Genomic DNA, 25,564 nt, shown 5'->3' with positions numbered 1-25,564 from the left:
CCAGGCTCGGGAAGCTTTGACACCGCCCCTCCAACGCCACGTGGGCGTAAACGCTTTCCAAGTCTGTTGGCGGCCCGCCAGGGGGCCGAGCCAGGGCAGTGATGATTTTTGATGTGGGGCGAGGGGATCTTTCTGACGAGCAGTGGGCGGTGCTGGAGCCGTTGTTGCCGGTCGCGGTGTTAGGTCGGCCGTCGCTGGGTCGGCGGAAGCTGATAGACGGGATCCGGTGGCGGGTGCGGACCGGTGCTCCGTGGCGGAATCTGCCGTCGGGATACGGGCCGTGGCAGACGGTTTACGGACTCTTCCGCCGATGGCAACGTGACGGCACCTGGCCTGTGCTGCTGACTGGACTGCAGGCTCGGGCGGATGCGGCAGGGCTGATCACGTGGGGGGTCAACGTCGACTCCACGATCTGCCGTGCCCATCAGCACGCCGCAGGCGCCCGCCGCGACGGCCAGGCCCAGAAAGAACCGCCGGGCGGAAGCCGCATGGAATCCAACGACCACGGTCTGGGCCGATCCCGGAGAGGCTTGTCTCCGCCTGATTAGCCACCGATCATCTCGGCCGCGCTGGAATGCCGAGCGCCCAGCAGAGGAAGCTCAGCTCGTCGACGTCCTGCTCGATGAGGGCCGACAGGGTGGTTCCTCCGCCATGGCCGGAGTCACGTAGCGGTACCAGCAGGTAGGGGCCGCCCTGCGGGGCGTCGGCTTGGAGGGCCGCGATCATCTTGAGCGGGTCGTGTGGCGGTACGGTGCGATCGTTGAGTGCTGACGCGATCGCCATCACCGGGTAGCGGCGGTCGGGCCGTACGTTGTGGTAGGGCGAGTAGGCGGCGAGATAGGCGCACTCGTCGGGGTCGTCCGGCGAGCCGTATTCAACGGTGGTGCCACTGAGGTTGGGGAAGGTGGGAAAGCGCAGCATGTCGAGCAGGGGTGCGCGGCAGTAGACGGCGCCAAACGCTTCGGGTGCTTGCAGTGCGGTGACGGCGACCATCAGGCCGCCGTTGCTGTTGCCGCGCGAGGCGATCCTGTCGGGGGTGGTCCATCCGGTGGCAACCAGATGGCGGGCCGCGGCGATGTAGTCGTCGAAGGCGTTCTGTCGGCGCATGCCGACGGCTGCCTGGTGCCAGGTGCGGCCGTATTCGCCGCCGCCGCGTATGTTGGCGTGGGCCAGCACTCCGCCGAGCTTCAGCCAGGCGGCGCTGACGGCTGAGAAGCGCGGTTCCACGGGGATGTTGAAGCCTCCGTAGCCGCTGAGCCGGACCGGTCGCCGTCCGTCGCACGGCAGGTCGGTGCGGTAGACAAGGAACATCGACACGGGGGTGCCGTCGGCCGACTCGTACCAGACCTGCTGCGTGGTGTACGCGGCCGGGTCGAGGCCGGCGTCCGGTACGTGGTAGGCCTCCAGGCGGTCGTGTGCGTAGTGGTATTTGTAGACCGACGGCGGCTGCACGAACGAGGTGAAGGCCACCCACACGTCGTCGCCGTGCCAGGAGCCGGTGACCCCGCTGACGACACCCTCCCCCTCGTTCCGGTTGACCGAGCCGAGGGACGGGAGCGCCAGGTCCCTCAAATGAGTGCCGTCCTCGGCGTGGACGGCCACCCGGTGCGAGGCGGCGTGCGAGTAGACGGTGTAGAGGCGGCCCCCGATCCCGGCGACGGTCTGCAGGATGTCTGGGCTTTCCGGGATGAGCGTGTGCCATGAGGTCGGGTCGGTGAGGGGAGCCCTGCACAGGCGTCCGCGCGGCGCGTCGAGGTCGGTCTGCACGAGTACCGAGTCGTCGATCACCTGCACCTGGTTGACCGACCGCATTCCGGTGGCCACCGGGATCAATTCGTTGTCGCTGAGGCGCAGCAGCGTAATGTCGTTGGCGTGCACGAAGTCCCACACGGTGATGACGGCGTACCGGCCACACTCGCTGGTGCTCACGGTGCACCAGTGGTCCTTGTCAGAATCGTCCCCGAAGACCTTGCGGGCCGGGGTGTCCGAGCCGATCCGGTGGTCGTAGACAGCGTGCCAGTAGGCCTCCTCGTCGGGCGGGACCTCGCCGGGATCTGGGCAGGCGGTGTAGAAGAACCCGGACGAATCGAGTCGCCAGGCGACCGACCCGTGGTCGGTGCCTCGCAGTCGGTCGGGCAAGAGTTGGCCGGTCCCGACGTCAAGAACACGGATCACCGCGTTGTGGGTGCTCCCGCTGGCCCGGCCGAATGCCACCATGGTGCCGTCGGGGGACGGTTCGGCGAATACCAGGACGTCGCCTGCCGGCCAAGCGCCCGGGTCGAGCACGGTTTCTGAAGGGGCGCCGGTGGAACGGTGCATCACCAGGGCGGACTTCTCGTCATCGGCACCGGCCTGCCAAAGGAAAGTGCGTCCGCCTGGGCCCGCAGGGATCGGTGGGGACAGACGTGCGTAGCGAGCGGAACGTGCGACGGCAGTGCGCAAAAGATCGCGTCCAGGGACGCTGTCGAGTACCGTGCGGGTGACCGTCTCCTGGGCAGCGATCCAGGCAACCGTCTCGTCGTCGTCGAGCCGTTCCAGCCAGACATACGGGTCCTCGTAGCGTCGGCCATGCAGCGTGTATCCGCTCTCAGGGACGCGGCGCGTGGGGGGGAGCTCTACAGGCAGCGTTGGCCTGGCCATCAGGTGCCTCTCTTTTCGGGCCAACACGGCCTCGGGGAGTTAGCAGGGACGAAACGATCGACAAGTCAAGCAGATGCCCTGGCCACCGTGCATGATTAAGTTTTGCTGGTTCTGGACCATCAGCTCCGATCCTCATCGACGCCGGTCAACGCCTCTCCCGGGGATACGACGCCAGCAAGAAGATCAACGGCCGCAATGGACACCTGGCCGTGGACACCAAGGGCCTGCCGCTGTTCGCCATGGTCACCCTGGCCGACATGACCGACCGCAACGCGGCCAAGGAAGTCCTGTTCCGGCTGCGACTGATGACCCCGAGATCACTATCGTCTCGGCCGACTCCGCATATGCCGGACAGCTCGTGACCTAGTGCCGCATCAGGCAACGTTCGCCCCGTTCCCGCAGCTGGAAATCGAGCTGCTGCAGCTGGGGTTGCCGCGTAGCCTGCACGGCTGTGGACATGGATCGCAGTGCTCGGCAGCTTCGGCTGATCGGCGAGACGGTGGAGATCGCGAACGCCCTCGGTGTGGAGGTTTGGCTCCGCGGGGGCTGGGCCATGGACTTCTTCATCGGCGAGGTTACGCGCGACCATGTGGACATTGACTGGTTCGCCTGGGCGGATGACGCCTCCGCTCTGACCGACGGCCTGCTGCGTTCCGGCTATGAACTTCTGCCCGGGCCGCCTGCCGACCAGCAGCTCGATTTCTGCAAGCAAGGCGTGGAGAGCAGTTTCGCCCTCCTGGGCAAGGACCGGTCCGGGCGCGTTGTGGTCGCCGGCGGCCCCTGGGCCGGGGAGGTGTGGCCGGAAGGCATGCTTGATGCTCCTCCAGGTCGTATCGGGGCGCTGCGGTGCCGGATCATCAGTCCCCGCGCCCAGATCGAGATCAAGCAGATGATGCCGGTCTGGGTTCCGGGCCGGCCTCGCCGCAGGAAGGACGCCGAGGACATCACCCGGCTGCAGGCAGCTCTGGGAGAGCAGGACACCCGCCCGGCATGAGGGCTTGAAGACACGCGCAGCCGCTAACGTCTGTGCGTGGCAGAACGGGTGCGCTTACGCGAGATCGATGACGACGAGGGTCGACGGCTGCTGAGGATCGTTCGCCGGGGTTCCGGCTCGATGGTGACCTGGCGGCGAGCCCAGATGGTGCTGCTGGCGGCCCAGGGCACGCCCGTCGCGAAGATCGCCGAGGTGGCGTTCACCAGTGCGGACCGGGTCCGGGATGTGATCCACGACTTCAACGCCGACGGGTTCGAGGCGCTCTACCCGAAGTACAAGGGCGGGAGGCCGAGAACGTTCAGCCTGCCCGAACGGCGCGAGGTCAAGAAGATCGCCAAGTCCAAGCCGGCCGAGCACGGCCTGCCGTTCTCGACCTGGAGCCTGGCCGAACTGGCCGACTTCCTGGTCGCCGAGGGGGTGGTCGATGACATCAGCCACGAGGGCCTGCGCAGCCTGCTCCGCGAGGAGGGCGTCTCCTTTCGACGCATAAAGACCTGAAAGACCTCCCGCGACCCCGACTACGCGGCCAAGAAGGCCCGCGTCGAGCATCTCTACGCGGTCGCCGACGGCGAGGTCATAGCCGCGGATGGCGAACCCGAAGTCGTCTTCTGCCTTGATGAGTTCGGCCCGCTCAACCTCCAGCCGCACCCCGGGAAACAGTGGGCGGAGCGCGGCGGACGGCACAAGGACCCCGACCGGGAGCCGAGGCGCCGCAGGCGTGCGACCTACACCCGCCCGCACGGGGTCCGGCATCTGTTCGCCGCCTACGACCTGGGCAAGGACAAGCTCTACGGCCGCATCAAGCCGAAGAAGAACCGGACGAGATTCCTGGAGTTCTGCCGCCACCTACGCAGCCTCTACCCGCCGAAGATCCGCATCGCGATCGTGCTCGACAACTTCTCCCCGCACCTGACCACGAAGAAGGACAGCCGGGTCGGCAACTGGGCTGCGGCCAACAACGTCGAGTTCGCCAACACAGCGACCAACAGCTCATGGCTGAACCGCATCGAGGCCCAGTTCACCGCCCTGCGCTACTTCACCCTCGACGGCACCGACCACGCCAGCCACAAGGAGCAGGGCAGCATGATCCGCCGCTACATCATCTGGCGGAACAAGCACGCCCAGGACGAGCGCCTACGTGACGTCGTGAACAGGGCGAACGTCGCCTGAGGCAGCCGCACCCCGACGGAACAACGCAGTCCACAGGAAGGACACGCCGAACAGCGCGGACTCGGGCGGCTCCTCCCGCATGCGCCGCAGTTCGACCTCTGTCAGATCGGAGAAGATCCGGCGCAGTGATTCGGGCGTGTAGGCGAGGCCACCCTGCAGATCACGCTCGCGGTAGAGGTCCGCGTCGGCGAGCTCCGACCCCATGCCCTGCTCGCCGGCGGCGAAGCTGGTGAGCGCGAGATGACCGCCGATGGCCAGGGCGCGGTCGAGAAGGGCCAGGTAGCTGACCCGGCGGTGCGGCGGCAGGTGGTGGAAGCATCCCGAGTCGACGACCAGGTCGTACGGGCCGGTCAACTCGGTGGTGGGGAAGGTGAAGGCGTCACCGCAGAGGAAGCGGACGTCTACCCCGGCCTGGCGAGCCCGGTCCTCGGCCCAGGCGATGGCCACCGGGGAGAGGTCCACGGCGTCCACCTCGAAGCCGTGAGACGCGAGGTGCAGGGCATTGCGGCCTGCCCCGCACCCCAGGTCCAGGGCCCGGCCGGGAGCGATCAGCCCCTGGTCGAGGTAGGCGGCGAGATTCTCGTCCGGCTTCGCCGCGAAGAACTGGACCGGCCTCGACCGGTCGGCGTAGAAGCGGTCCCAGAAGTCCTTGCCGTCGCCGGTCCCCAAGCGACCAGCCTCGGATTCGGATGTGAACAGCCCGTCCAAGAGTGCGAGAACCTCCTCGACGGTGCGTACGGTCCGGTCCATCCGGCCCCCCTTTCGACCGAGGTCGATCGTAGGAGTGAGGATGGCAAAGGGCCAGGTCAAGCGGTGTATTGCGGCGGCTGGAATGGGCTGCTGCGAGCCCCAGGAGGTGACCGGCAAGCACCCACTCCAGACCCCGACCCCGCGTCCGCCCAGCCATCCATCAGGAGCCAGAATGGGGCGATCCAGGGCCGAGGCAGAGACACCATTTTGACGATCTTTCCAGCGGTGCTACAGGGCCAACGTTGTCTGATGCGGCCCTAGGAAGCGGACGGGCCCTGGGCGAAGTTGCTGGAACACATCCAGGTCCGCGACGACCTGGTGGGCCGGGTGGAGTGGACCGTCTCCGCCGAATCCACGACCAACCGGCCCCACCAGCGTGCGGCCGGCGCCCGCAAAAAGGGGCCGCAGACGGGGATGAACCGGAAGATCCGGGCCGCTCGCAGGCGCGTTAGGCTCTCGACCGGTGTTTTGCCGACTCGTCACCACGGTTCCCTGTGCTCACACGAAGGCGCCCCTGGCCGCCGCGGCGTGGACCACGGCGGCCGATGTGCCGTCAGCCAGGAGGCCGGTGATCCGGAAGTACGACGTCTGGCCGAGCTGCATGGGCACGTATGTGCGGTGGATGCGGCCTGGGACCGCCGTGACGGAGGCGACCGGTTCGTATGCCCTGGTGGCCGCGTTCCAGCTCTCCACGCGGTACGTGGTGATGCCGGCGCAGGCCGTCTCGTCGGAGCAGGACCACTCCAGGCGGCCGCCGCTAGCGGCCATGTTGGCGGTGTCGAGGACAGTGAGCGGGCCGGTGTCGTTGCCGCGGGCGTCGTCGGGCCTGTTGTCGAGTTCGGTGGTGGTGACGGTGGGGGCCTGGTCGAGGGCGATGTGGTTGGCCCACTCGTCGACCGCCACGACGAGGAAGGTCACCGTCTCGCCGTCCGCCGCTCCGGCGCACAGCATCGCGTTCGGCAGGGCGGTGGGCCTGCTGGGGTCGACGGCGTCGGAGCACCCGGCGCTGTTGTAACCGGTGCTGCCGTCCGGTCGCCGTACGACCCGGGTGGCGCTGTAGCGGACGCCGCTCTCGGCGGGGGCGTCCCAGCTGAGCAGGACGCCGTCGGCGCGGGGCGTGGCGGTCAGGCCGGTGAGCGGGGCCGGGGGAACGCTCTCGGGGGTCACCGAATCCGGCGTGGACATCGGGGACGCGTTGCCGGCGGCGTCGGTCACCACGGCGCCGTAGGTGTAGGTGGTGCCGTCGAACGCCGGGAGTTCGTCCACGTACACGTAGACCGATGTCGGCATCGACTCCATCGACGTGGTGGCGATGAGTTCGGGGCTGTCGCCGAGGGTGTCGCCGGTGGAGCGGTAGATGCTCATGGTGCCGCCGTTCCTCATCTCCTCCTCGGTCCGGGCGTCCCAGTTGATCTTCAGCGAGCTGGGGGTGTTCGACATGTGAGACACGGCGATGACGGGCGCCGTCGGCGCGACGGTGTCGATCGGGTTGACCGTCAGGACGGGGGTGCCGTCGGACAGGTTCCCGGCGCGGTCGGTGACGGCGATGTAGTAGCGGAGGGGCTCGCCGTCGCGGCGCAGTCCGGTGTCGGTCCAGGTGGTCTTGTCGGTCAGGACCATGGGAGACCAGTCACCGACTGCGGTCTGCCGGTAGACCCGGTAGTAGGCGAGGTCCATCTCCTTGTTGGGCGCCCAGGAGAAGGTGGCGGAGTCGGAGTCCTTGTCGTACACGACCTTTGCCGCAGTGGGTGTGAGCGGCGCGACACGGTCCACGGATGCGTCGGTTCGGGGGGTGTAGGCGAACTTGACGGCGGCGGCGCCGGTCCAGTTCACGTAGTCGATACGGAGGGTGTGAGTGCCGCGGGGGATGGTCAGGTTCACGGTCCGGGAGACGGTGCTGGACCCGTTCTTCCAGAGGTCGATCTTGCGTGTGCCGTCGAGGTATACGCGGATGCCGTCCTGGCCGGAGGCGGTGAACGTGAAGGGTCCGCCGGAGCCGAAGTCGCGGGTGATCTGCCAGCGGACGCCGAAGTTGTTCGTGGCGATGCCGGAGACGCCAGGCGAGTTGGTGCCCCAGTTCTCGCTGATCGCGGTGTCACAATCCGTGCGCTTCGGAGTGCCGGAGAAGGAGGTGTTCGCGAAGAACTGACGGGTGTAGGTACTCGCGGTGCAGTTTGCCGCCGACGCCGGCGAACTGGTGACCGAGACAAGACCGCCCGTCATCGCGGCCACCGCCGCGGTCGCGGCCGCCAAGCGGGACTTCCGAACACTGCTCACTGCATCCCCTTTTGCACGCGTGACCGCCCCATGGGCAGTCGTACGAGAAGTGGGATTCATGAGAGCGGCTTTAGGTTGTACGGCCAAGGATGTCTGATCGCCGCTGCTGACGAGCCTCCTCGGACGCGGGCGTCGATTCGTTCCGGCTCGGGTCGTCCGAGACACCTCCGCGCCTCCAGGCGGGTCACAAGGTTCTCGTTCCGGCCAGAGTCGACTCGTCCTCGGCAGACATCCCGCACAGCGCAGAGCAGCGCCGTCCCTACCACGGAAGGGCCTCTGTCCGAGGTGTTTCTCTGTGCCCCGGCAGGATTCGAACCTGCGACACGCTTAGGAACGTCGCGCTGGTCCCCGCCCGGCTCCTCGGCTGGCGCTGGTCGGTAGCGGATCAGAAGGGCGGCGGCTCGGAGCTGAGTGAATCGGTGTATCCCAGGGACCACCGTCCCGGAATGGTCGCGCAGATCGCATCCAAATCGGCGCGTGTCCGGCCCCGGACGTGAAGCCAGCTGTGGACGTCGAGGCCGTCTTGGCGCTGCAGCTTGCCGGGGGCCGAGAACGAACGCACGGGGCACTCTTCCGGACCGGTCCACATCGGGTAGTCCGGCAGTTGGATCCGCTGAACGTGTTCGGGCACCGCATCAAGTAGGTCCGCCGGCAGCTCGCATGCGTTGTAGAGGCGTCCTCCGTCGCTGAACAGCGTCTCGCTCAGTGCGAGCTCGACGCAGGCCAAGGACACCCGGTCCATGAACGGCACCCAGCCTTGCCGCGCCTGGATGAAGACCCGGGGGATCCTCTTGGTCAAGGTCGGTAAGGCGTACGCCCCAGAAGGCGCAGCCCTGGTTCTCGCTGCGGAATACGAGGACACCGCCGCACTCGTCATGCACGAACATCTCGTGAGGCGGCAGCAGGGGGTCCTGGTTGGCGACCAGGTCGGTCCGGGCTCCGGCGAGCGTATAGAACTCGTGCAGCGCAGTCGGTAGCGAGCAGCCGAGAGCCGCCTCTGCCTGCGCCAGTTCCGCCCGGGGCGTGCCGTCGTTCTCGGTCAACGGATCAACCCAGGCACCAGCAAAGCTGCGTATGAATGCCCAGGCCCGCTCCCGGTCGGAAACCCCGCCGCCCAGAGCCTCGGCCACGTAGCTCCGGAACTGTCACGGTGAGGTCCGGGGCCCACTGATAGGGCAGAACTACCGGCATGCGCGCAAGCTGGGGTGAGTAGTGGGTAAGGGCGCTGAACAACGGACCAGTCATGGCCTCTCATCCGGTGCATCGCCCTTGGTGCCGGGGAAAATCAGTCGTGCGCTGAGGCCGATCGCCCCCAAAGCTCCCAGCATGAGGCCGGCACGAAGCCATTTCATGTCGCCCTCCCAGTCCTGAGGGCTGCCGAAGACCCTCCAGAACACGCCAGCGATACCAATCAGAAGGAGCGCTACGCCAGCGATGCGGCTTAATCGAGGATGCATACGCTCATGATCCATGCGCACCATGGGAGGTGTCATGACGGTCATCCCGTGATGACGCGACTCACAAACTGTTCCGGCTATGTTGAACTCGTCTCACTGACCACGTGAAGGCCGACGAAGCTGCTCCGGAAGAAGGAAGGGCACCGCAGATCACGCCACGGTATTGATGTCAGCCGTCCATCAGATCCGGGTAGGGGCAGAGCTCTAGCGGGGCGGTGGGACGGTCGGCCCACTTCCACCAGACGTGTTGGTCGGGGCAGCCCCAGACCACTCGACATGTGCGGCGGTCGTCCTCCTCGCGGTGACAAAGCACCATCGCGCCGGCCCTCAACGGGCCACCGCACTGGGGCCAGGTCGGTACTGACTCGATCGGCATCCCCGCAACAGTCCTTTTCTTGGATCCGGCGCTCAGATCACCTCCGCTTGGGAAGCTGAGGTGATCTGAGGCATGCCTGCTGCTGAGCGCTATGGATGCTTGGTGCGAGGCCGTTTGATTCCCTGGTGTGTCCCGTGGTTCCCCGCACGATCTGGCACAGACCTGGCACGACCTCGTCGCTCGCAGTCGGCCAGCGCCAGGCGTCGTGTTTCTCGCGATCGTGGCGGACCCAGCGGCTTCACCGTCGCAGCCGTCTTACCGGCTCGGCCCCAACAGCCCGTCGACATCGCGGACATCACTTCACCACGACGTTGTCCCCGGACGACGCTGACGGGCCGGTGGTGGTGTTGCCGTGGTACAGCCAGCGCCACGTGCCCGTCTTGGAGGCCTTCACGGTCGTCCTGAGATCCCCCGAGCCGTTCGCGTACACCTTCTTCACCGTGGTGTAGGAGGTGGTGCCGGCAGGCTTGAACTGCAGGTTCACCAGGCGGCCTCCGTAGGAGGCGTACTTCTTGGTCTCCCAGTTGGCCCGTGTGACCTTGCCGGTCACGGTGATGGTCCCGTCCTTGGACACCGGTTCGGGCGAGGCGTTGACGGTCAGGCGGGAGTTGCGCTTGACGTGGACCGTCAGACCCTTGTCGTCGGTGTCACCGCCGCCGCCCTTGAAGGACACCTCGGCTCCGACCTTCCAAGCCCCGGCCTCGCTGTTACGCATGTCCCACACGCTCGGGTCGAAGTACATCGTCTCGTCGAAGTCGCAGACGCCCGAGCTCACGGTGATGCAGTCGCTTGTCTCGATGGCGTGCCACAGCCGATCATCCGCACCATCGCGATACAGGAACACCGCTGGCCACTTCCAGTTGTGGGTGGTCGCCATTCGGAAGGAGGCGGGCACCGCAACCTCCGACACCCCGATCACAATCGGCTTGCCCCCGTTCACCTGGACACGGGTGAACGAGACCCCACCCTCGGCCGCCCCGGCCGGCGCCGCGGCCACGGCCGTGAACACCGCCGCCGCACCACCGGCTACGACGACTCTCCAGACCTGCTTCCCCACCTGATCCCCAATCCTCTTACGCGAAGGCACAGAAGGCTCATCCCTCCAGCGCCTTACAGACAGCCGGCACCCGCGCGGGGTTGTACACCTGCGAATCACAATGGGGCATCAGATCATCCCCGCCGACCAGTAGTGAGGCAGCTTCCAGCAGCTTGGGAACGTCCATGCCTCGATTCTGGACGATGCTTTCTGTTCCGTAGGCTGCGCAACCCGTAGCCGCATGCTCCGCTGAAACGGGACAACGGGAACGGAACCGGCAGCCGCCCGTCAGGCGGCAGGCCGTTACTCACTGTGGTGGCCGCCCGTCAGGCAGCGGCAGCTGGCCTTCGCCGTTCCTCGGTTCGGGCTCGGGTGCTGGCGAGGCAGTAGAAGTCGGGGCCAGTTTCGATGATGGTGCCGTTGAAGGTGAGGCGTTCGGCGTGCTCGCTAAGGTCACTACGTGGTGATCGCTACCGAGTTGCGCCCCGACCCGGAGAGCTGGGGGCGATCGTCGAGGCCCGTCAGGCGCTCAATCGAGTCGGGCCGCCGAGTGCCTGCCGTCCCCGCAGTGGCCACAGCCCGGGCTCCACGCCGCGCGGCCTGGCATGCCAGCGGCCCCTCTGGCACCCGCGTAGTGAGCGGGGGCCAGAGGGGCCGGGAGATTCCGGGTCCGTTGGGGTGGTCAGGCCGTGAGCTTGGGTGCGCGTTTTGCCAGCCACGTCAGGCCGGTGAGCCGTTCGGGGGTGTCGGGGATGGCGAGGTAGAAATTCAGGACCGCCAGGTGATGGGCCGCCAGGTCGCCCAGTGCGAACACCGAGCGTCGCAGCGTGCCGTCCGCCGCGATGCCGGTGATCCGCTCTTCGGCCTTGCGTACGCATGTGTGCTGGCCGGCTGCCGCCGCCTCCATCGCCGATACGAACGCAAGGCCAAACACTTCCTCGCCTTCACGAGCATCGTCATCTAGCTGCGCCGCCTGACCGGCTGATGTGCCGCTCCAACACCTTGACTGCCAGGTCATGGCCGTACTGAACGGCGAGGTCCATGGGCGTTCGCCCGTCGGACCCTGGGAACTGTGGGTCAGCGCCGAAGGCCAGGAGTACTGCGGTGGTATGCACGGTCAGCGGACAGCCGCTCTGCAAGGCGCCATCGCCTTCCGCGTCAATGGCGTGCGTCAGGAGCGTCATGCTGCCGCATACCTCATCGGGGTCGACGCCCTTGGCCAGCATCTGCGCCAGAGCCTCTGCGTCCTCGTCCTCCACCGCCTGGTGGGCCGGTGTCCAGATGTTCTCCACGGCAGCATTCAACCGTTGCTGCACCAGCCCGGCCAGCACCTCTTCCAGCCTCTGATCGCCAATTGAATGGGCTATAAGGTGACCCCCATGGCACCAGGGGGGGTGCGGCCGCCGCGCGGCCGCACACACCATCGGCCTGCTGACCGCCTCCACACTCACCACCGTCGGCTGTGGCAGCAGCGGCCCGGCCGCTGCCACCCACACACCCACGCTCGGCGTGCAGGCCACCGCCTGCTCCGCTGCCGCGTCCAAGGCCCGCGTCATCACCTGGGCCGTTGCCGCCGGCCGGCCCAGCGGCAACGACGTGGAGACTGCCATGTCGGACTTCCTCGGCCGCGCACAGGGGCACCCAAAGGAGACGATCTACGAGACGTACCGGAACACGGGTGTCGCCGACATCGCGAAGGGCCGCTCAGAGAAGGGCACGAGCCCGTCGTCGAGCTCAACCGCTACACCCCCGCCATCGGCAGAAGTGTGCGGCCGCGTACGACTAGGGTCCGCAACCTTTGGAAGATGCGGGCCCGTACGAGAGCGGAGCGGCAGATAACAACTCCTTGCGGTCGCCTGTGGCGCCCTCGCCGGCCCGGCCGGCCTACCCCACCCCCAGGAGGAGTGATGTTCGACCTCATCGTCATTGTGCGCGTACCCAAGTCCGAGCCGACAGATCGCAGCACCGAGCGGTGGCACGCACCACCGTCGGCGCCACGATGATGCGGGGCGTGAGCCTCCAGCCATGGGCGGCGTCGGATCAGAAACAAACACAAGGAGTCATTAGCGGTGAAACGCCGCAAAGGTGGATGCTCCGTCAGTACGGTCCGCTGTGTTCGGTGCGCCTTAGGGCGTGCTCCAACAGAATGGGGAGGGTGGAAGAGGAATGAGACGACTGCTTCAGTCACTCCTGACCGTTTGCGCGATGGGAGGCGCCACACTGCTGGCTACAGCGCCCACGGCATCGGCCTACGGACCGTCCTACTGCAACAGCTCCACATGCAGCCTGTCCAACTCGCCCAGCACCGGGGGCATCTACTTCGAGATGCCCCGGCTCACCCCGGTCACCATGCTCTGCTGGACCGACAACCAGTGGTGGAACGGCACGAATCGCTGGTTCAAGGTCAACACGGTGTACGGAACGGGCTACATGATCGCCACCCAGGTCTCCAACCAGACACGCGTTGGGCACTGCTGACAGCCCACGGCTTACCGAGCACTAGCCGGACCGGCCTGGTGCCTGACGCCACGCGGGCGTCGCGGGGTCCGCACCCACTGTGTGCGGACCTTTGCCGTGTCCACGAGCAGCCTCAGCGCAGGAACGCCCAGGCGAGCAGGACGGTGAACAGGACCACCCTGGCGAGGATTTGGCCGCGCGGCACCTCCATCGGCCGGGCAACCGGCACCACGATGACGCACTCGCTGTCTGGCTGGAGGCCGGCGTGCTCCAGCAGCCGATCGCGCTGGATCTCCACAGTATGCCGTCCGTGGAGCACAGCCGGGTGCCGTAGTGGGGGCCGGGAACCCATCAGGACCATCGCCGCGGGCGCGGGGAGCACGGCGCTCCGGCCACCGGCGCGGAGAAGGACGCGGGACCCTGCGGGCGCCGGGACGACTACTCTCTGGCGATCATCTCCGCGAGTCTCCGGTGCTGCCTCTCGTCATTTCCGGCCCGGCTCCGAGGCAGTATGTCGCCTCTCGTTGATGTGGTCGGCGCTGGGATGGATCCGGTCTCCCATGCTCTGTTTCCTTCAGGGTTAGCACCTGCCGGGACACCTATGCATGCCGGCAGCGGCGGGGCGGTTGGATCACCGCCCCCTCGTTGGGGCGGTGATCCGTACCGTGGCCGGGCTGCGTCGACGGTCACGATATTCCCCAGGTAGTGGGCCGTCGCGTTGCATGATGTGGAGCGAGTCCGCGTGCTTGTGGCCGCGCCATCGTGGCCCCTGCCGTCCCCGGTGGTGGCTGTCGCGGCAGCGGCCTGAGAAGCTGTCCTAGCTGGCACGGGCTAGTTAGCGGGGGACATTCGAGGTGCATCGCGACGATCAGCCAGTCAATCTTCCGACCGCGCTGTCGCAAGAGCGAGTCGCTGAGATCAACGAGGTCCTCGACCAGATCACACGCTGGGCGAGGGGCCGCGAAGACATTGTTGGCCTGCTCTTGGTGGGGTCTTGCGCCCGCAACGCCGCGCGGCCGGACTCCGACATCGATGTTGTCCTGCTCACCACGGAGGAGTCGCAGTATCTCCGTGAGGATGCCTGGGCCGCGGAACTCGGGCTGGGCGAACTGATCCGCACCCAGTCGTGGGGACCGATCACAGAACGACGCTATGCCACGACCTCCGGCTTGGAAGTCGAGCTGGGCATCGGTTCTCCGACCTGGGCAAACACAGATCCCGTCGATCACGGGACGCATCGTGTCGTCACCGACGGCGCCCGGGTGTTGCACGACCCGGCAGGCATTCTTACCAACCTTCTCGCCGCCTGCTAGGACTTGTCCGGGCGAGCCCCAGTGAGGCTACGAGCCGAGCCCTTCGGCGGCGAGGTGTGTCAGCTCCGCGTGCAGGACGAAGGCCTCCGCAACGCGGCCCATGAACCGCAACACTCCGGCCAGGATGAACCCAACCTTGAGCGCCTGGGAAGAGGCCCCCGCGGCCCGGTACCCTCCATCGCGGCCCGTAGGAGACCTTCGGCCCCGCGGGACGGCTGGACATCAGGGCGCGCGCCAGTTCTACCCGGCTCTCTGTGCTGCCAGTCGCCTCAGCCATGACCCGTTGGTGGGTCTGCGCCAGGTTCATGGCGGCGGAACTGTTGTCGCCCGAGACCAGCGTCTGCACAACGGAGTTCAGACGTTCCCAGTCCTGTGCCCGGTTAGGGCACAGCTGCCTTGAGCGGGCGCCTCACCCCCGCATCGCACAGCCCGCCCGCCGGGCCGACACCGGGAGAGGACAACGGGGCGAGCAGAAGGTCGGCAAGCACGGAGTCGACGACCACTCCAGTGGACGGGCACAGGGCGGAAGATTTCGAGGTCAGCAGCCAGTAGGGTGTACCAAGAGCAGGTTTAGTTTCACAGGCCGCCATGGCGCCGAACGCCTCTTCCAGGTCCGGATGGAACGCGGGGAGAAGAACGGTGTTGCCCTGCAGTTTTGACTCATGCTCGGACCCCTGTCCGGAATCCCGGCCTGCACCTATGAGGTGACGCTCCATGCGGACGCCAATCCGTTGTCGGCCTTCGGATGACGTCACTGCGCTCGGCTGGCCAGCCATCCAGTTGGGGACTCGGCGCGGATTTCAGCGGTCTGGAAGGAGAGGTGCTTGCCCTGGCCACCGAGTACGACTTTCATCCCTGCGACGGTGCCAGTGTTTATGGGCCAGCCGGACCACGCGTCCACCTCGAAGTTCGTCACGCCCAGGCAGACCAGGGCGAACCCGACCGCGTTGTGGCCTCGCGCCTGCCACAGCTGCGCGGCACCGGCAGGGACATCAAAGGCGAAGAACCTCAAGGTGACCGACGCTTCGCGTTCGTCGATCAGGACGGAGGTTAACTCGTAGTCGCTCAGTGGTGGCGGCGGGGAACCAAGGACTACGCGGACCGTCTCGGGGTTGGCCAACTCGGCAGACCAGTCCTGGTCACCGCTCATAGAACGCCTTCGCTGTCGTGGGAGGCAGTACCTGGTCCGGGTGTAGACGCTGGTCGAGCTGGCTCTCGAACCACCGCCGAGCCTGGTAGGGATCGGCGCTGTTGGAGCGGTAGGCGTTGAGATGGCTGGCCCTGAGCGCCGCATGCGCAGTGAAGTCCAGCGAGAGCCCCGACCCGCTCACCGCCACTGTGATCCGACGCGCCCGGCTCTCGAGGAAGAGGGCGAGCTCGATGTCGACGACGGTGCGATTGGGAACACCCCGCATCCGCAGGTCTTCGCCCACGCCGATGAACTCGATCTGTGCCTCGAACCGGTCGCATTCGGCTTCGGTCCACGCCGCAGGAGCGAGGTCCGGGAAGCGTTGGAGTTCGACCCGCAACTTCACAGCGGCACCGTACGGACTCAGCTGCACTGATCTGAGAACCAGTTGCTCTAAGGGCGGCAGCTCAGAGTAGAGCGCGGTCAACCGCTCGGAGTCGACCAAGAGCTCCGGCCACTTGCCGGCCGACATAGGTGCGTCCCCCGCTCTGCATGCTTCGCGCCCTGGTGTCCGATCCTTGCCCATAGTGCAGTCGGAGAACAACAAAAAGTACTTGAGCTGGGATGATACTGCCTGTCCACTGCCAGGTTTCATTGCCCACGACGAGGCACGTTCCAGATGAAGCGCAAGGTGTCCTATCACGCGTGCGGATTGCGGAGGGCGGCTCGGGAGTGGTCTCGTTGGCCGGCGGGGTGCTGCTGGTGGAGACCGTCCGTCGGACCGGTCTGGACACCGCAGTGTCTGCGGCCCTCGCGCCGTGGCCAAAGCCGCAGGCGGTGCACGATCCCGGGTACGACGCGGTCGACCTGCCCATGGACCGCTTCACTGTCACGGTCGGCGACGTGGTCGGCCACGGGCTGATGGCCGCCACCGTCATGGGCAGGCTCCGCAGCGCGCTGAGCTCCGCCACCCACACCGTTTACGGCCCGGCCCAAGCTTTGGAGGTCCTGGGGTTGTATGCGCGCTCCATTGAGGGCGCGCTGGCCGCCACCGCGGTCCAGGTCCCCCGGTACGCCTGCCCCTGCTGCCCGCCGGCCGGGAGACGGCCGACGGGCAGCAGGAGGTGTAGGAGCGGCTCGTCGCGGCCTGAATCAGCGTTCGGCGAAGACAGGCGTCCAGGGCTGCCGGAACATCTCGGCGGGCTGCTCGCGGACGCCGCTGAGCGGTACGGCCTCGTCGCTGCCGATGGTGACCAGCACCAGCCGGGGCCGGTAGCTGGTCGAGCCGGGCGCCCGCTCCCAGGCGATCAGCCGCTTGTCGTCCACCCAGGCGAGCAGCTCGGCGCCGCGCACCTCGGCCAGGCGCCTGCCGGTCAAGGGGTCGCGGATCGCGGAGTACGAGACGTTGTGCCGCTCCCTCACAAGCCCCCAGGCGGCGAGCCTGCCGTCCGGGGACAGCCGGGCGCCGACGTCCCAGCGCAGGTACCGCTCGTTCGCGGGCGCGGCGGCCTCCCGGCCCCGGAGGTCGTAGAACTGCTCCGTCCCGTCGCGCTCCCCCACGATCCTCGCGAACACCAGGGTGCCGTCGCGGCTGAAGGCAAAGTCCTCACGGGAGTTCTCGACGCGGTCCGCGGACACACCGGCCCAGGAGCCCTTGCCGGAGGCCACGTCCACGACCTCGAAGCCGGTCCTGATCCGGACGCCGGTACGCGGGAACCACGTGCTGGTGCCAGGTTTGGGGCCGACGCGCGATTCGTACTGGTCGGGGCTGTCGTCGTAGGTCGTGGCGACCAGCTTGCGGCCGTCACTCGAGAACGCAAGCCCTCCGACGCCCCGGTCCACCGGGATCCACCGCTCGACCTCCCCCGTCGCGAGGTCGAGCAGCCCGATCCGGGCGGCGGGCAGCGTACGCTCCAGCACGGCGGCGGTGCGCAGACCGGGGGCGACGGCGACGTACGACCACCGGGTGTCCTTCTCGTACCTGCCGGTGCCCGGGTTCAGCAGCCAGTAGGTGCGCAGGCCGACCGCCTGGTCCGCGCTCCGCCTGACGATCCCCGTCGTGTAGTAGGCGGCCAGCGTGCTCCGTCCGGCCGAGATCAGGTCCCGCGGCGGCGACTGGTCCGGGTGGGCCTTCACGTCACCGGAGTTGAGCACTCCCGCGGGCCGTACGTCGTGCTTGCCGCCCTCGTCCAGCAGCGGCACCCCGGCGGCCACGGCGACCACGGCGGCGGCGCCCACTGCGGCGGACACCAGCCGACGGGCCCGGCGGCGGCGCTGGACCGCCAGCACCCGGTCGGCGAACCCAGGTGCGGGCGGCCCCTGCTCGGCGGCCTGTTCGCGCAGTGCCTCGCGGACGAGTTCCTCGGCGTTCACGGCTGCACCTCCACGGTCGAAAAGTCAGGGGACGGCCCCCGGCCGGTGCCGCCGAGCGAGGCGAGTTCGGGCGCGAGGGCGCGCAGCCGGGCCAGGGAGCGGTGGGTGGTGGACCGCACGGTGCCGACGGAGCAGCCCAGGAGCCGGGCCACGTCGGCCTCCGGCAGGTCCTCGAAGTAGCGCAGCACCAAAACGGTGCGCTGGCGCGGGGTGAGCCGGGACAGAGCGGTCCGCAGCACGAGCCGCAGCTCGGCGGCGCCCGAGCCGTCCGCGGCCGCACCGGCCTCTGGCGGCTCGGCGACCACGACCTCCCGCCGACGCCACGCCGACCGCCAGCGGCTGATCTGCTGCCGGTACAGGACGCGCCGGACATAGGCCTCCGGTTCGTCGATACGCGACCACCGCCCGGCCGCCTTGACCAGCGCCGTCTGCAGCAGGTCCTCGGCAGCGTGGCGATCCCCGCCGGTCAGCAGGACGGCCGTCCTCAGCAGCGCCGTCGACCGCCCCGCCACGAACTCCCGGAAGCTCTCCTCCGCCTGGGCATCCATCGTCACCTTCCCCGCCCCCGGGGCCGACCCGCTGTCCGCCCCCTGCCACCCAAATGACGCCCGGAGAGGCGGCCCGCTATGCCTGCCGCCGGAAAAAAGTTGCCGCTGCCGGCCCATGGCCGATGGGGTGCTCACGCACGAACTCCCTCCCCGGACCGGCCCGGGGGCCGTGGAAGGGCGCTCGACGGTGAACGACGCCGCAACTGCTTGCAGCTCGGCGGCAGATCGTGACGTCGGTCGTCATACGGCGAGTACCACTGCCTGCCGGCCAAGGCGCAGCGCTGGCCCTGCTCGGGAGCGGCGACGTCTGCTACCGCCACCGGTAGGGGTCAGCGACGGTGTCCGCCGTAGCGGCCGCCGTCGTTGCGCGTGAGTAACAGCCACGACTGGGACCGCCGGCTCGAGGACTGGTGACCGCACCGGCCGCTCGCAGCATTGCGCTGAGCACGGACGGCAGCGGGCGCAGTCGCGCATACTGAGCGCCGACCTCCATCAAGGCATACTCGAACCCGTCTGCGGAATCATCTGTCTCCGACGGCTTCTGAAGGCACTCCAAGCGCAGCGGTAGGCTGACGCGTGACCTCTGCTCCCCACGGCGTACCTGCGTCACTCCGCCCTGAGCCCAGCCAAGAAGCGGACGACGCGTTGATCAAAGCTCTGCAGGGTCGAGCATGGGATCCGGGTCTGCGATTCGACCGCGCGGAGGTCCCTGTCGCGTCGCGTTCCCGCTCGGTCATACCGCCCCAGATACCGAACTCGATGCGGTGGTCGAGGGCTTCGGCCAGACACTCGATGCGCACTTCGCAATCTGCGCAGAGCGCCTTGGCCCGCCGCTGGCTCGGGTTGCCGTCCACGAACAACTCGTCCGGGTCGGAACTGCGGCAGGCGGCGTACTCACTCCAGTGGCCCCGGGCACTCACCATGGCTACCCCTTCCCCCACTGCGGCTGGCGGCAGCTCCACCTTACGGCTCTGGTCAGAGCGGGTACAGCACGGTCCAGCGGACACATCAGTCGACGAGGCCGTCGCTCAGCAGGCACCCAGCCGTCTCGGTGCGGCCGGCGACCGATGGGGCAGAGCTGCGATATGTGGTGGAGCTGGGGTGTCAGGGATTGCCGCTCACCCGTAGGGCGGGATGAAGCGATAGAGGATCAATGCTGCCACTGCGGCGGCGAGGCAGGGTGTCCTGATGCTCCGTCCCCGACCGTGACGGTCCAATTGCCACACAAGCGTCAACAGGGCGAACAGCAGGAGGGCACCTGTGAGCAGATCAGCGGCTTCGAATCCTTCGGCGTGGAGCATGACGGAATGTAATTACACGTGGCGCTCAACTGTCCACAGGTCACACTGGTCGGTCGGCGGCTGCTGTGGGAGGCATCGCCCATGACTGGACGCTGTGAATTGCTCGCCGCCGCGCCCCCGTAGGAGCGGCGGAGCCCGGGACGACGTCGTGATGGGCGTCGGCTCGTGGTCGGAGGCGCGCCGCGCTACAGGATGAGCTGGGCCGGACTCTTCTCGCCGCGTACCTCGCCGGCGAGAACGCGCTCCGACAGAGCACCGAGGTCCATCGCTGTGGACTCATAGTCCGCCATCGCCGCACTGATCTTTTCCCGCAACGGGAGTTGCATCTCTGTCCTACCCTTTCATGGGCTCCGCCCGGACCCTCTTCGGTGGCCCGGGCGGAGAAGCAAGGTGGACTACTTACGGCTTGTTTGGAATGCCGTCCCTCCTCCTGCCGGCGCCGCCCGGTGGCGGCTTCCCGGTAGGAGGTCCGTGGCCCGCGCAAGGGCGGCCAAGCCAAGGAGGGCACAAGTCATGACGTCGTCACAGCTGTTGGCGAAACGGCTTGGCGAACTCGCCCGGTCTGTCCGGTCCCCTACCGCCCGGCCAGGTACGCGCCGAGCACGGGGTCGAGCCAAGTGAGCCACTCGGTCAGCCGGGCCGTCCGGCGGGCGTTCAGCTCGCACTCGAACACGCTGCCGTCCCACAGCCGGACCGTCACCGTCAGCCGGTTGCCCCGCGGGGTGCGCACCACCCCGGCGATCTCCGCCCACTCGAAGTCCGCCGCTGCGCCCCCGACTTCGAGGATGATCCCGGTCGCGTTCACGACGACACGGCTGTCCCGGTCGGTGAGCACCACCTCGGGCGCGCCCAGCGGGACGGGCGGTCCGAACCCGTACGGGCTCCCCGGCGGGGTCGCGGGAAGCGACGGCGGCTGCCGGTACGCCGGGGGGGCTGGCGCGAAGGGCTGCGGGGCGGGCGGGGCGTACGGGGAGGGCGCCGGGGGAACGGCGACGGTCGGGGAGTACGCCGGCGGACCCGGCTCCCGGGACTCTCCCGTGACCGAGTCGAGCAGCCGGGAGGGCGTCGGCCGGGCCGCGGGGTCCTTGGCCAGGCAGGCCGAGACCAGGTCCGTCAGCCCGGCGGGCACGGCGGCCAGGTCGGGCGTCTCGTGGACGGAGCGGTACATCAGCCCCATGGGTGTGCCCTCGCCCCAGGCGCTGCCACCGGCTGCGGCGACCAGGACGGCACCGAGGGCGAACACGTCGGCGGCGCCGGTCACGTCGTGGCCGAGGGCCTGCTCGGGGGCGAGGAAGCCGGGAGTGCCGAAGGCGGTGCCGGTGGCGGTGAAACGGGTGGACTCCACGGCCCGGGCGATCCCGAAGTCCAGCACCCGGGGCCCGTCCTCGGCCATGATGATGTTGCCGGGCTTGAGGTCGCGGTGCACCAGGCCACGGGCGTGGATGGACTCCAGCGCCTCGGCGAGGGCGGCGGCCAGCGCCCGTAGCTGCGGCTCGTCCATCGGGCCCTCGGCGGCGAGCCGGGCCGCGAGGGTCAGCCCGGGGATGTAGGCAGTCGCCAGCCACGGCGGGTCGCCGTCGACGTCGGCGTCGACCACGGAGGCGGTGTGGAAGCCACCGACCGTGCGGGCCGCCTCGACCTCGCTGCGGAATCGCTCCCGGAAGACCGGGTCCGCCGCCAGCTCCGGCTTGGCCACCTTCAGCGCGACCGCGCGCCCACCCCGTGTCCGGGCCAGGAACACGGTCCCCATCCCGCCCTCACCCAGCTTGCGCTCGACGAGGTACCCCCCTATCCGCTCCATGCGCACAGTATGGCGGCAGATCCACTGTGCTCCGCCACCCGACGACCGGCCCGACACAGGCCGTATGGGCCCAAGTGAGCCTTACAACTCATGCAACACATGAGGCCGTTCTTATGTCACGGGCCATTGACGCAGCACTCTTGATCGTCTTCTGAGCGGCGCCTAGGCTCTCATGCCTATGGAGATGGGGGAACCAGATCCCGGACGGCGACGGCTCGACGGGCTGGCCAGGCGTCGTGTGGCCGCAGGTTTGCTGGCCGTGGCAGGGCTGGTCATTTTGGGCACAGTGTTCGTCGTACCGCCGGGGGTGGTGGTCGACCACGATCTCGGCGGGGCGAGCGTCGCCGCGCAGGATCGGCTGAAGGCGGTGAACGATGTCCGTACGACGCTGCTGCAGGTGGTCGGCGGCCTGGTCGTGCTTTTCGGCGCGTACGCCACCTGGCGGCAACTGCGGGTGAGTCAGGACGGTTTGCGCGCCACCCAGGAGGGCTACGTCACCGACCGCTTCAGCCGGGCCGTCGACCAGCTCGGCAGCGACAAGCTGGATGTGCGCATCGGCGGGTTGCACGCGCTGTGGCGGATCGCGGAGCAGTCCGCCCGCGACCGGGAGGCCATCATCTCCATCCAGGCCGCGTATCTGCGTACACACCAGCCCTGGCCACCCGCAGGGCCGGAATCACCAGCGGCAGACGTGCCCATCAACAACATCGCACCCCTGGAGACCCGGGCCGCCGATGCCCAGGTGGCGCTGACCGCGCTCGGCGTGCTGTGCCAGCACCGGGAGCAGTCCTGGGTCAATCTCAGCGTCACCGACTTGCGCCGGGCCGACTGCGACGGACTGTGGTTCCCCGAGGTCAACTTCGACCGCGCTTGCATGGAAGCGGCGGGCCTGTACCACGCCAATCTGACCCAGGCGTCCCTGGTCTCGGTCAACCTGCGGCACGCCGACCTCACGACTGCGATTCTCCGCCGGGCTCGCTGCGTTCTGGCCGACCTACGGGCCGCGAAGCTGGTCCAAACCGACTTGCGTGACGCCGACTTCACCCAGACCGACCTGCGCGAGGCAAACCTGCGCAAGGCCGCCGCCCACGGGGCGGTCTTCCATCGCGCCGACCTCCGCTTGGCCGACTTGCGCGGCACCGACTTGAGCACCGCCAACCTTGTCGAAGCACGCCTGACCGGCGCCCTTGCCAGTGAGCACACCCACTGGCCCGCCGACTTCGACCACACGGCCGCCGGAGTCGTCGACACCGATGACCCCGGACTCGAGCCCTCACCCCTCCTCCAGCCGCCCGGTATGACGTGGCAGGCACCGCCGCTGCGGTCCACTCCCTGACCAAGACGCGTCGGTCAAGTCCGCGGCGACACCGCAATCCGCCCGAACGGCGTCGCTCCTCTTCAACGGCACGCTGATCGCGCAAAGCCCCAGACCGCCAGACAGACCCCAGAGCTGGTATCGCTCCCCGGTCGTCAGCAGCGGCACCAGGGGAGGCGATGGCGAGCCGGCACTTGGTCAGGACCGCGGTGCGGACGTCGGCGACGTAATCGTCGGTGTCGGTAACGCGGACGGCGAACGGATCGGCGCCAGGCAGGCGCACCCAGGCCAGCCACCAGGCGGGCACCGCAGACGTAGGCGGAGCGGAAGTGCTCCGAGACTACGGCGGTCGACCCATGAGCGGGGGGGGCTCAAGGACGGCGGGCGCGTCGCCGGCGGGCGGCAGTGAGGAGCTGGGGCGGCGCCTCGGGGGCGGCAGCTTGTGCGCGGCCCTGACGTCGCAAGCCCCGGCCCGCAGAGGCCCCGAAGCCCGGCACCGACCCCGAAGGGTGCGCAAGCCGTACCCGGCGCCTCCAGCCCTAATTCAGTACCCAGCCAATGTGTCACTCGTCCTGCGACGCGGTGTGTGCTGTCAGCACACACCGAAAGGTGCTGAGCCTGCGCCCCTCAGTCGCAGGGAACGCCCCCCCATGGCTCCACCGTCACCGCGGGGCTCTCGAGCAGGGCCTTGGCCTCGGCCTCCGGGCTCGGCGCGCTGCCGAGAGCGGAGGCGAGCTCGGCGCTTGCGAGATCGGCCCGCTCGGCGTATTCGGCCTGCGTGGGCTGGCGTTCGCCAAGCGGTTTCGTCGTGCTGCGGGTCCTGCGCTGCGGCCACGGCCCGGTCGGTCAGGGTGCGGTGGGCACCGCCGTATCGAGGCCGCGGGTGGCGACGGGCTGGGCGCTGCCGTCGGCTAGGCGGTAGGACAGCCCCACGATGGCGGTCCGGCCGTCGGCCACCGCCTCGGCCAGGACGCGGGAGCGCTCCAGCAGGAGGTCCACGGTGTGCTCGATGTGCTCGGCCAGGATCTCTTCGGCCGTCTCGCGTCCGGCGGCGCGGGCGGCCAGCACGCTTGGGGTCACCCGTTCGACTACGTCCCGGACGAAGCCGCCCGGCGTCTGCCCGCTCTCCAGAGCCGAGCAGGCCGCGGCGACGGCGCCGCACGAGTCGTGGCCGAGGACGACGACGAGCGGCGCATTGAGTACATCCACGCCGAACTCGATGGATCCGAGCACCTCTGTACCGGCGACATGCCCGGCGGTTCGGACGACGAACAGGTCGCCCAAGCCCCGGTCGAAAATGATCTCGGCGGCCAGCCGGGAGTCAGAGCATCCGAACAGCACGGCGAAGGGCTTCTGGGACGGTGCGATCTCGGTGCGGCGGATGGCGTCCTGGTTCGGGTGCTCGGGGGTGCCGGCGACGAAGCGCTGGTTACCAGCCTGCAGCAGTTCGAAGGCGTCGCGGGGAGTCAGGGTGCGGATCTCTGTCATGTCCGCAGCTTAAGAGTCAGCACCAGCCCTCGCACCGCCTGGCGTGACGCTGAGTTTCCTTGCGGCCACCCCGACCGCACCCGGCGCCTACCCGCGGTCCGCGAGTACGAACTCGCGGACCGCGCTCACCAGGAAACGTCTTCTGTGATGCTCCCCTACCATTTCCGGCGTGCCGGGAGGGGCTGCTGGCCCGGCCGGCCGACAGTGAAGGCGTGCTGCGACAGCCGCCGTACTCAAATTGCGCGGCGCCTCGAGCTGGTATACCGGCGCGGCGTGGCAACAGCGCGGGGCAGGAGCTGGGCTGGGTCACCGCGGCGGGCCGCCAGCCGGCGGCGGCCTGGCGAAGGGGCGAGACGGTGCAGCGGGTCTCAGGTGAAGCAGATCGGGCTCCTTCCGCCCATATCTTCTGTCGTTCTACGCCATCGTTCGAACGTGCTCGAATCGTGGCAGAAACGGTCGCGCCTGCATGCGTGCTTGCCGCATTGTGATCTCCGAATTCGCCACCGATCATCAGACGAGGAAGACACTGTGGTTCTACGCAAAAGCATCACGCTGGCCCTGCCCGCCGCGACACTGATCGTGGGCACTCTTTTCGCCCCCGCGGCCTTGGCGGGCACCACTACGGCCCAGGCCTACACCTGCCATTACACGGTCTCGGCAGGCAGAGCGTACGCCGGCTACTACAGCGGCAACACCGTCATCCCCAGCTCCACGGGAGTGTCGAGTGCCGGCATCGAGGCTCAGTGCCTCCTGAAGAGAGCCAAGTTCGACCCCGGCACGATCGACGGAGTCTTCGGTACGAATTCCCGGGCCGCCACCAGAAAGTTCCAGACTCTGATGAACAACGCGTTCGGCTACAACATCACAGTCGACGGCATCGTCGGCAGCGAGACATGGCCTGCCCTGCGGTGGTACGCCGTGTACAACGCCTAGGAAGTCACCATCGTCCGCAACTCGGGCCCTTTTGATCAAGCAACGTGGCGATGCGGCAACCTGCTGACAGCAGCTCTGGTGAGGCCGATCCAGGCGCCACGAGTCTCCCGGACAAACGGCGAGGCGCACACACTTGACTCCCACCCGGCCCGCAACAGCTGAGCGCCACCTTCCCCTTCTCGCGTAACGCGAGCTGGGCTTGACCG

At 68.2% G+C, this 25,564-nt stretch carries 23 protein-coding genes and 5 pseudogenes; 10 read left to right on the top strand and 18 right to left on the bottom strand.

Annotated features, from left to right (window positions below; translation table 11 throughout):
- Positions 1-101 precede the first annotated feature (101 nt).
- Complete coding sequence (locus tag ACWCPN_RS31085) at positions 102-548, top strand: IS5 family transposase (RefSeq protein ID WP_451212903.1); 447 nt, start codon at positions 102-104, stop codon at positions 546-548.
- A gap of 7 nt (positions 549-555) precedes the next feature.
- Here the strand turns inward: ACWCPN_RS31085 and ACWCPN_RS31080 are convergent, their stop codons facing one another.
- Entirely contained in the window at positions 556-2,640 is a 2,085-nt protein-coding gene (locus ACWCPN_RS31080; RefSeq protein WP_451212900.1) for a prolyl oligopeptidase family serine peptidase, read from the bottom strand.
- A gap of 107 nt (positions 2,641-2,747) precedes the next feature.
- On the opposite strand from ACWCPN_RS31080, the pseudogene ACWCPN_RS31075 reads away from it, so the two are divergent.
- The 3 genes and pseudogenes from ACWCPN_RS31075 to ACWCPN_RS31065 all read left to right on the top strand — a co-directional run.
- Positions 2,748-3,004 (top strand): annotated as a pseudogene (locus tag ACWCPN_RS31075) (transposase); the annotation flags it as partial.
- 93 nt (positions 3,005-3,097) lie between these two features.
- Positions 3,098-3,634, top strand: a complete 537-nt coding sequence (locus ACWCPN_RS31070) for a nucleotidyltransferase domain-containing protein (protein WP_451212964.1) — start codon at positions 3,098-3,100, stop codon at positions 3,632-3,634.
- A gap of 36 nt (positions 3,635-3,670) precedes the next feature.
- Positions 3,671-4,804: pseudogene (locus ACWCPN_RS31065) on the top strand (IS630 family transposase).
- Here the strand turns inward: ACWCPN_RS31065 and ACWCPN_RS31060 are convergent.
- Complete coding sequence (locus ACWCPN_RS31060) at positions 4,769-5,554, bottom strand: class I SAM-dependent methyltransferase (RefSeq protein ID WP_451212897.1); 786 nt, start codon at positions 5,552-5,554, stop codon at positions 4,769-4,771. The pseudogene ACWCPN_RS31065 and the gene ACWCPN_RS31060 sit on opposite strands and share 36 nt — an antisense overlap.
- Before the next feature lie 261 nt (positions 5,555-5,815).
- On the opposite strand from ACWCPN_RS31060, the pseudogene ACWCPN_RS31055 reads away from it, so the two are divergent.
- Positions 5,816-6,000: pseudogene (locus tag ACWCPN_RS31055) on the top strand (IS5/IS1182 family transposase); the annotation flags it as partial.
- 52 nt (positions 6,001-6,052) lie between these two features.
- Here the strand turns inward: ACWCPN_RS31055 and ACWCPN_RS31050 are convergent.
- The 8 genes and pseudogenes from ACWCPN_RS31050 to ACWCPN_RS31015 all read right to left on the bottom strand — a co-directional run bounded on the left by ACWCPN_RS31050 (position 6,053) and on the right by ACWCPN_RS31015 (position 12,310).
- On the bottom strand, positions 6,053-7,831 hold the full coding sequence (locus ACWCPN_RS31050; RefSeq protein ID WP_451212894.1) for a PA14 domain-containing protein: 1,779 nt from the start codon (positions 7,829-7,831) through the stop codon (positions 6,053-6,055).
- 385 nt (positions 7,832-8,216) lie between these two features.
- Positions 8,217-8,630 carry a hypothetical protein gene (locus tag ACWCPN_RS31045; protein WP_451212891.1) on the bottom strand — a complete coding sequence of 138 codons (414 nt, stop codon included), beginning with the start codon at positions 8,628-8,630 and terminating at the stop codon, positions 8,217-8,219.
- A gap of 442 nt (positions 8,631-9,072) precedes the next feature.
- Positions 9,073-9,333 (bottom strand): hypothetical protein, encoded by a 261-nt coding sequence (locus ACWCPN_RS31040; protein ID WP_451212888.1) that lies wholly within the window; start codon positions 9,331-9,333, stop codon positions 9,073-9,075.
- A 626-nt stretch (positions 9,334-9,959) separates the two neighbouring features.
- Positions 9,960-10,721, bottom strand: a complete 762-nt coding sequence (locus ACWCPN_RS31035; protein ID WP_451212885.1) for a hypothetical protein — start codon at positions 10,719-10,721, stop codon at positions 9,960-9,962.
- Between the two features lie 37 nt (positions 10,722-10,758).
- Positions 10,759-10,887 (bottom strand): hypothetical protein, encoded by a 129-nt coding sequence (locus ACWCPN_RS31030; protein WP_451212882.1) that lies wholly within the window; start codon positions 10,885-10,887, stop codon positions 10,759-10,761.
- A gap of 139 nt (positions 10,888-11,026) precedes the next feature.
- Positions 11,027-11,137: pseudogene (locus tag ACWCPN_RS31025) on the bottom strand (IS21-like element helper ATPase IstB); the annotation flags it as partial.
- Positions 11,138-11,382: 245 nt separating this feature from the next.
- Positions 11,383-11,718: a hypothetical protein gene (locus tag ACWCPN_RS31020; RefSeq protein ID WP_451212970.1), complete on the bottom strand. Its 336-nt coding sequence runs from the start codon at positions 11,716-11,718 to the stop codon at positions 11,383-11,385.
- Positions 11,657-12,310 (bottom strand): hypothetical protein, encoded by a 654-nt coding sequence (locus ACWCPN_RS31015; RefSeq protein ID WP_451212879.1) that lies wholly within the window; start codon positions 12,308-12,310, stop codon positions 11,657-11,659. Before ACWCPN_RS31015 ends, ACWCPN_RS31020 begins: the two co-directional genes overlap by 62 nt.
- A gap of 595 nt (positions 12,311-12,905) precedes the next feature.
- On the opposite strand from ACWCPN_RS31015, the gene ACWCPN_RS31010 reads away from it, so the two are divergent.
- Positions 12,906-13,178: a hypothetical protein gene (locus ACWCPN_RS31010; RefSeq protein WP_451212876.1), complete on the top strand. Its 273-nt coding sequence runs from the start codon at positions 12,906-12,908 to the stop codon at positions 13,176-13,178.
- Between the two features lie 112 nt (positions 13,179-13,290).
- Here ACWCPN_RS31010 and ACWCPN_RS31005 read toward each other — a convergent pair whose 3' ends face one another.
- Positions 13,291-13,455 carry a hypothetical protein gene (locus tag ACWCPN_RS31005; protein WP_451212873.1) on the bottom strand — a complete coding sequence of 55 codons (165 nt, stop codon included), beginning with the start codon at positions 13,453-13,455 and terminating at the stop codon, positions 13,291-13,293.
- 556 nt (positions 13,456-14,011) lie between these two features.
- On the opposite strand from ACWCPN_RS31005, the gene ACWCPN_RS31000 reads away from it, so the two are divergent.
- Positions 14,012-14,470: a nucleotidyltransferase domain-containing protein gene (locus tag ACWCPN_RS31000; RefSeq protein ID WP_451212871.1), complete on the top strand. Its 459-nt coding sequence runs from the start codon at positions 14,012-14,014 to the stop codon at positions 14,468-14,470.
- 751 nt (positions 14,471-15,221) lie between these two features.
- Here the strand turns inward: ACWCPN_RS31000 and ACWCPN_RS30995 are convergent.
- Together ACWCPN_RS30995 and ACWCPN_RS30990 are read right to left on the bottom strand one after the other, a co-directional pair.
- Positions 15,222-15,620: an Imm50 family immunity protein gene (locus tag ACWCPN_RS30995; RefSeq protein WP_451212868.1), complete on the bottom strand. Its 399-nt coding sequence runs from the start codon at positions 15,618-15,620 to the stop codon at positions 15,222-15,224.
- A complete protein-coding gene (locus ACWCPN_RS30990; RefSeq protein ID WP_451212865.1) occupies positions 15,610-16,131 on the bottom strand; it encodes an Imm50 family immunity protein in 522 nt (173 codons plus the stop codon). Before ACWCPN_RS30990 ends, ACWCPN_RS30995 begins: the two co-directional genes overlap by 11 nt.
- Positions 16,132-16,451: 320 nt before the next feature.
- Here ACWCPN_RS30990 and ACWCPN_RS30985 point away from each other — a divergent pair.
- A pseudogene (locus ACWCPN_RS30985) lies at positions 16,452-16,664 on the top strand (SpoIIE family protein phosphatase); the annotation flags it as partial.
- Positions 16,665-16,751: 87 nt separating this feature from the next.
- Here ACWCPN_RS30985 and ACWCPN_RS30980 read toward each other — a convergent pair.
- The 4 genes from ACWCPN_RS30980 to ACWCPN_RS30965 all read right to left on the bottom strand — a co-directional run bounded on the left by ACWCPN_RS30980 (position 16,752) and on the right by ACWCPN_RS30965 (position 21,622).
- Positions 16,752-17,972: a WD40 repeat domain-containing protein gene (locus ACWCPN_RS30980; protein ID WP_451212862.1), complete on the bottom strand. Its 1,221-nt coding sequence runs from the start codon at positions 17,970-17,972 to the stop codon at positions 16,752-16,754.
- Positions 17,969-18,520, bottom strand: coding sequence for a SigE family RNA polymerase sigma factor (locus tag ACWCPN_RS30975; protein ID WP_451212859.1), 552 nt, complete (start codon positions 18,518-18,520; stop codon positions 17,969-17,971). Before ACWCPN_RS30975 ends, ACWCPN_RS30980 begins: the two co-directional genes overlap by 4 nt.
- Positions 18,521-19,041: 521 nt before the next feature.
- The gene (locus tag ACWCPN_RS30970; RefSeq protein WP_451212856.1) at positions 19,042-19,482 is read right to left on the bottom strand and encodes a WhiB family transcriptional regulator; all 441 of its coding nucleotides are present in this window, start codon (positions 19,480-19,482) and stop codon (positions 19,042-19,044) included.
- Positions 19,483-20,395: 913 nt separating this feature from the next.
- On the bottom strand, positions 20,396-21,622 hold the full coding sequence (locus tag ACWCPN_RS30965) for a serine/threonine-protein kinase (protein ID WP_451212853.1): 1,227 nt from the start codon (positions 21,620-21,622) through the stop codon (positions 20,396-20,398).
- Positions 21,623-21,890: 268 nt separating this feature from the next.
- On the opposite strand from ACWCPN_RS30965, the gene ACWCPN_RS30960 reads away from it, so the two are divergent.
- Entirely contained in the window at positions 21,891-22,958 is a 1,068-nt protein-coding gene (locus ACWCPN_RS30960; RefSeq protein ID WP_451212961.1) for a pentapeptide repeat-containing protein, read from the top strand.
- Positions 22,959-23,783: 825 nt separating this feature from the next.
- On the opposite strand, the gene ACWCPN_RS30955 is transcribed toward ACWCPN_RS30960, so the two are convergent.
- Positions 23,784-24,425 (bottom strand): carbonic anhydrase, encoded by a 642-nt coding sequence (locus ACWCPN_RS30955; RefSeq protein ID WP_451212851.1) that lies wholly within the window; start codon positions 24,423-24,425, stop codon positions 23,784-23,786.
- A 528-nt stretch (positions 24,426-24,953) separates the two neighbouring features.
- On the opposite strand from ACWCPN_RS30955, the gene ACWCPN_RS30950 reads away from it, so the two are divergent.
- Complete coding sequence (locus tag ACWCPN_RS30950; RefSeq protein WP_451212848.1) at positions 24,954-25,358, top strand: peptidoglycan-binding domain-containing protein; 405 nt, start codon at positions 24,954-24,956, stop codon at positions 25,356-25,358.
- Positions 25,359-25,564: the final 206 nt, after the last annotated feature.

The organism is Streptomyces sp. NPDC002386, assembly GCF_053593175.1.
Note: the sequence above shows the minus strand (reverse complement) of the source record. Positions and strands in the feature narration are given on the sequence as shown.

Excerpts from the sequence above, each read along its gene's own strand:
- ACWCPN_RS31085 (WP_451212903.1), top strand. The coding sequence starts at position 102 with ATGATTTTTGATGTGGGGCGAGGGGATCTTTCTGACGAGCAGTGGGCG.
- ACWCPN_RS31080 (WP_451212900.1), bottom strand. The coding sequence starts at position 2,640 with ATGGCCAGGCCAACGCTGCCTGTAGAGCTCCCCCCCACGCGCCGCGTC.
- ACWCPN_RS31070 (WP_451212964.1), top strand. The coding sequence starts at position 3,098 with ATGGATCGCAGTGCTCGGCAGCTTCGGCTGATCGGCGAGACGGTGGAG.
- ACWCPN_RS31060 (WP_451212897.1), bottom strand. The coding sequence starts at position 5,554 with ATGGACCGGACCGTACGCACCGTCGAGGAGGTTCTCGCACTCTTGGAC.
- ACWCPN_RS31040 (WP_451212888.1), bottom strand. The coding sequence starts at position 9,333 with ATGACCGTCATGACACCTCCCATGGTGCGCATGGATCATGAGCGTATG.
- ACWCPN_RS31030 (WP_451212882.1), bottom strand. The coding sequence starts at position 10,887 with ATGGACGTTCCCAAGCTGCTGGAAGCTGCCTCACTACTGGTCGGCGGG.
- ACWCPN_RS31020 (WP_451212970.1), bottom strand. The coding sequence starts at position 11,718 with ATGACCTGGCAGTCAAGGTGTTGGAGCGGCACATCAGCCGGTCAGGCG.
- ACWCPN_RS31015 (WP_451212879.1), bottom strand. The coding sequence starts at position 12,310 with ATGGCAGTCTCCACGTCGTTGCCGCTGGGCCGGCCGGCGGCAACGGCC.
- ACWCPN_RS31010 (WP_451212876.1), top strand. The coding sequence starts at position 12,906 with ATGGGAGGCGCCACACTGCTGGCTACAGCGCCCACGGCATCGGCCTAC.
- ACWCPN_RS30995 (WP_451212868.1), bottom strand. The coding sequence starts at position 15,620 with ATGAGCGGTGACCAGGACTGGTCTGCCGAGTTGGCCAACCCCGAGACG.
- ACWCPN_RS30990 (WP_451212865.1), bottom strand. The coding sequence starts at position 16,131 with ATGTCGGCCGGCAAGTGGCCGGAGCTCTTGGTCGACTCCGAGCGGTTG.
- ACWCPN_RS30975 (WP_451212859.1), bottom strand. The coding sequence starts at position 18,520 with ATGGATGCCCAGGCGGAGGAGAGCTTCCGGGAGTTCGTGGCGGGGCGG.
- ACWCPN_RS30965 (WP_451212853.1), bottom strand. The coding sequence starts at position 21,622 with ATGGAGCGGATAGGGGGGTACCTCGTCGAGCGCAAGCTGGGTGAGGGC.
- ACWCPN_RS30955 (WP_451212851.1), bottom strand. The coding sequence starts at position 24,425 with ATGACAGAGATCCGCACCCTGACTCCCCGCGACGCCTTCGAACTGCTG.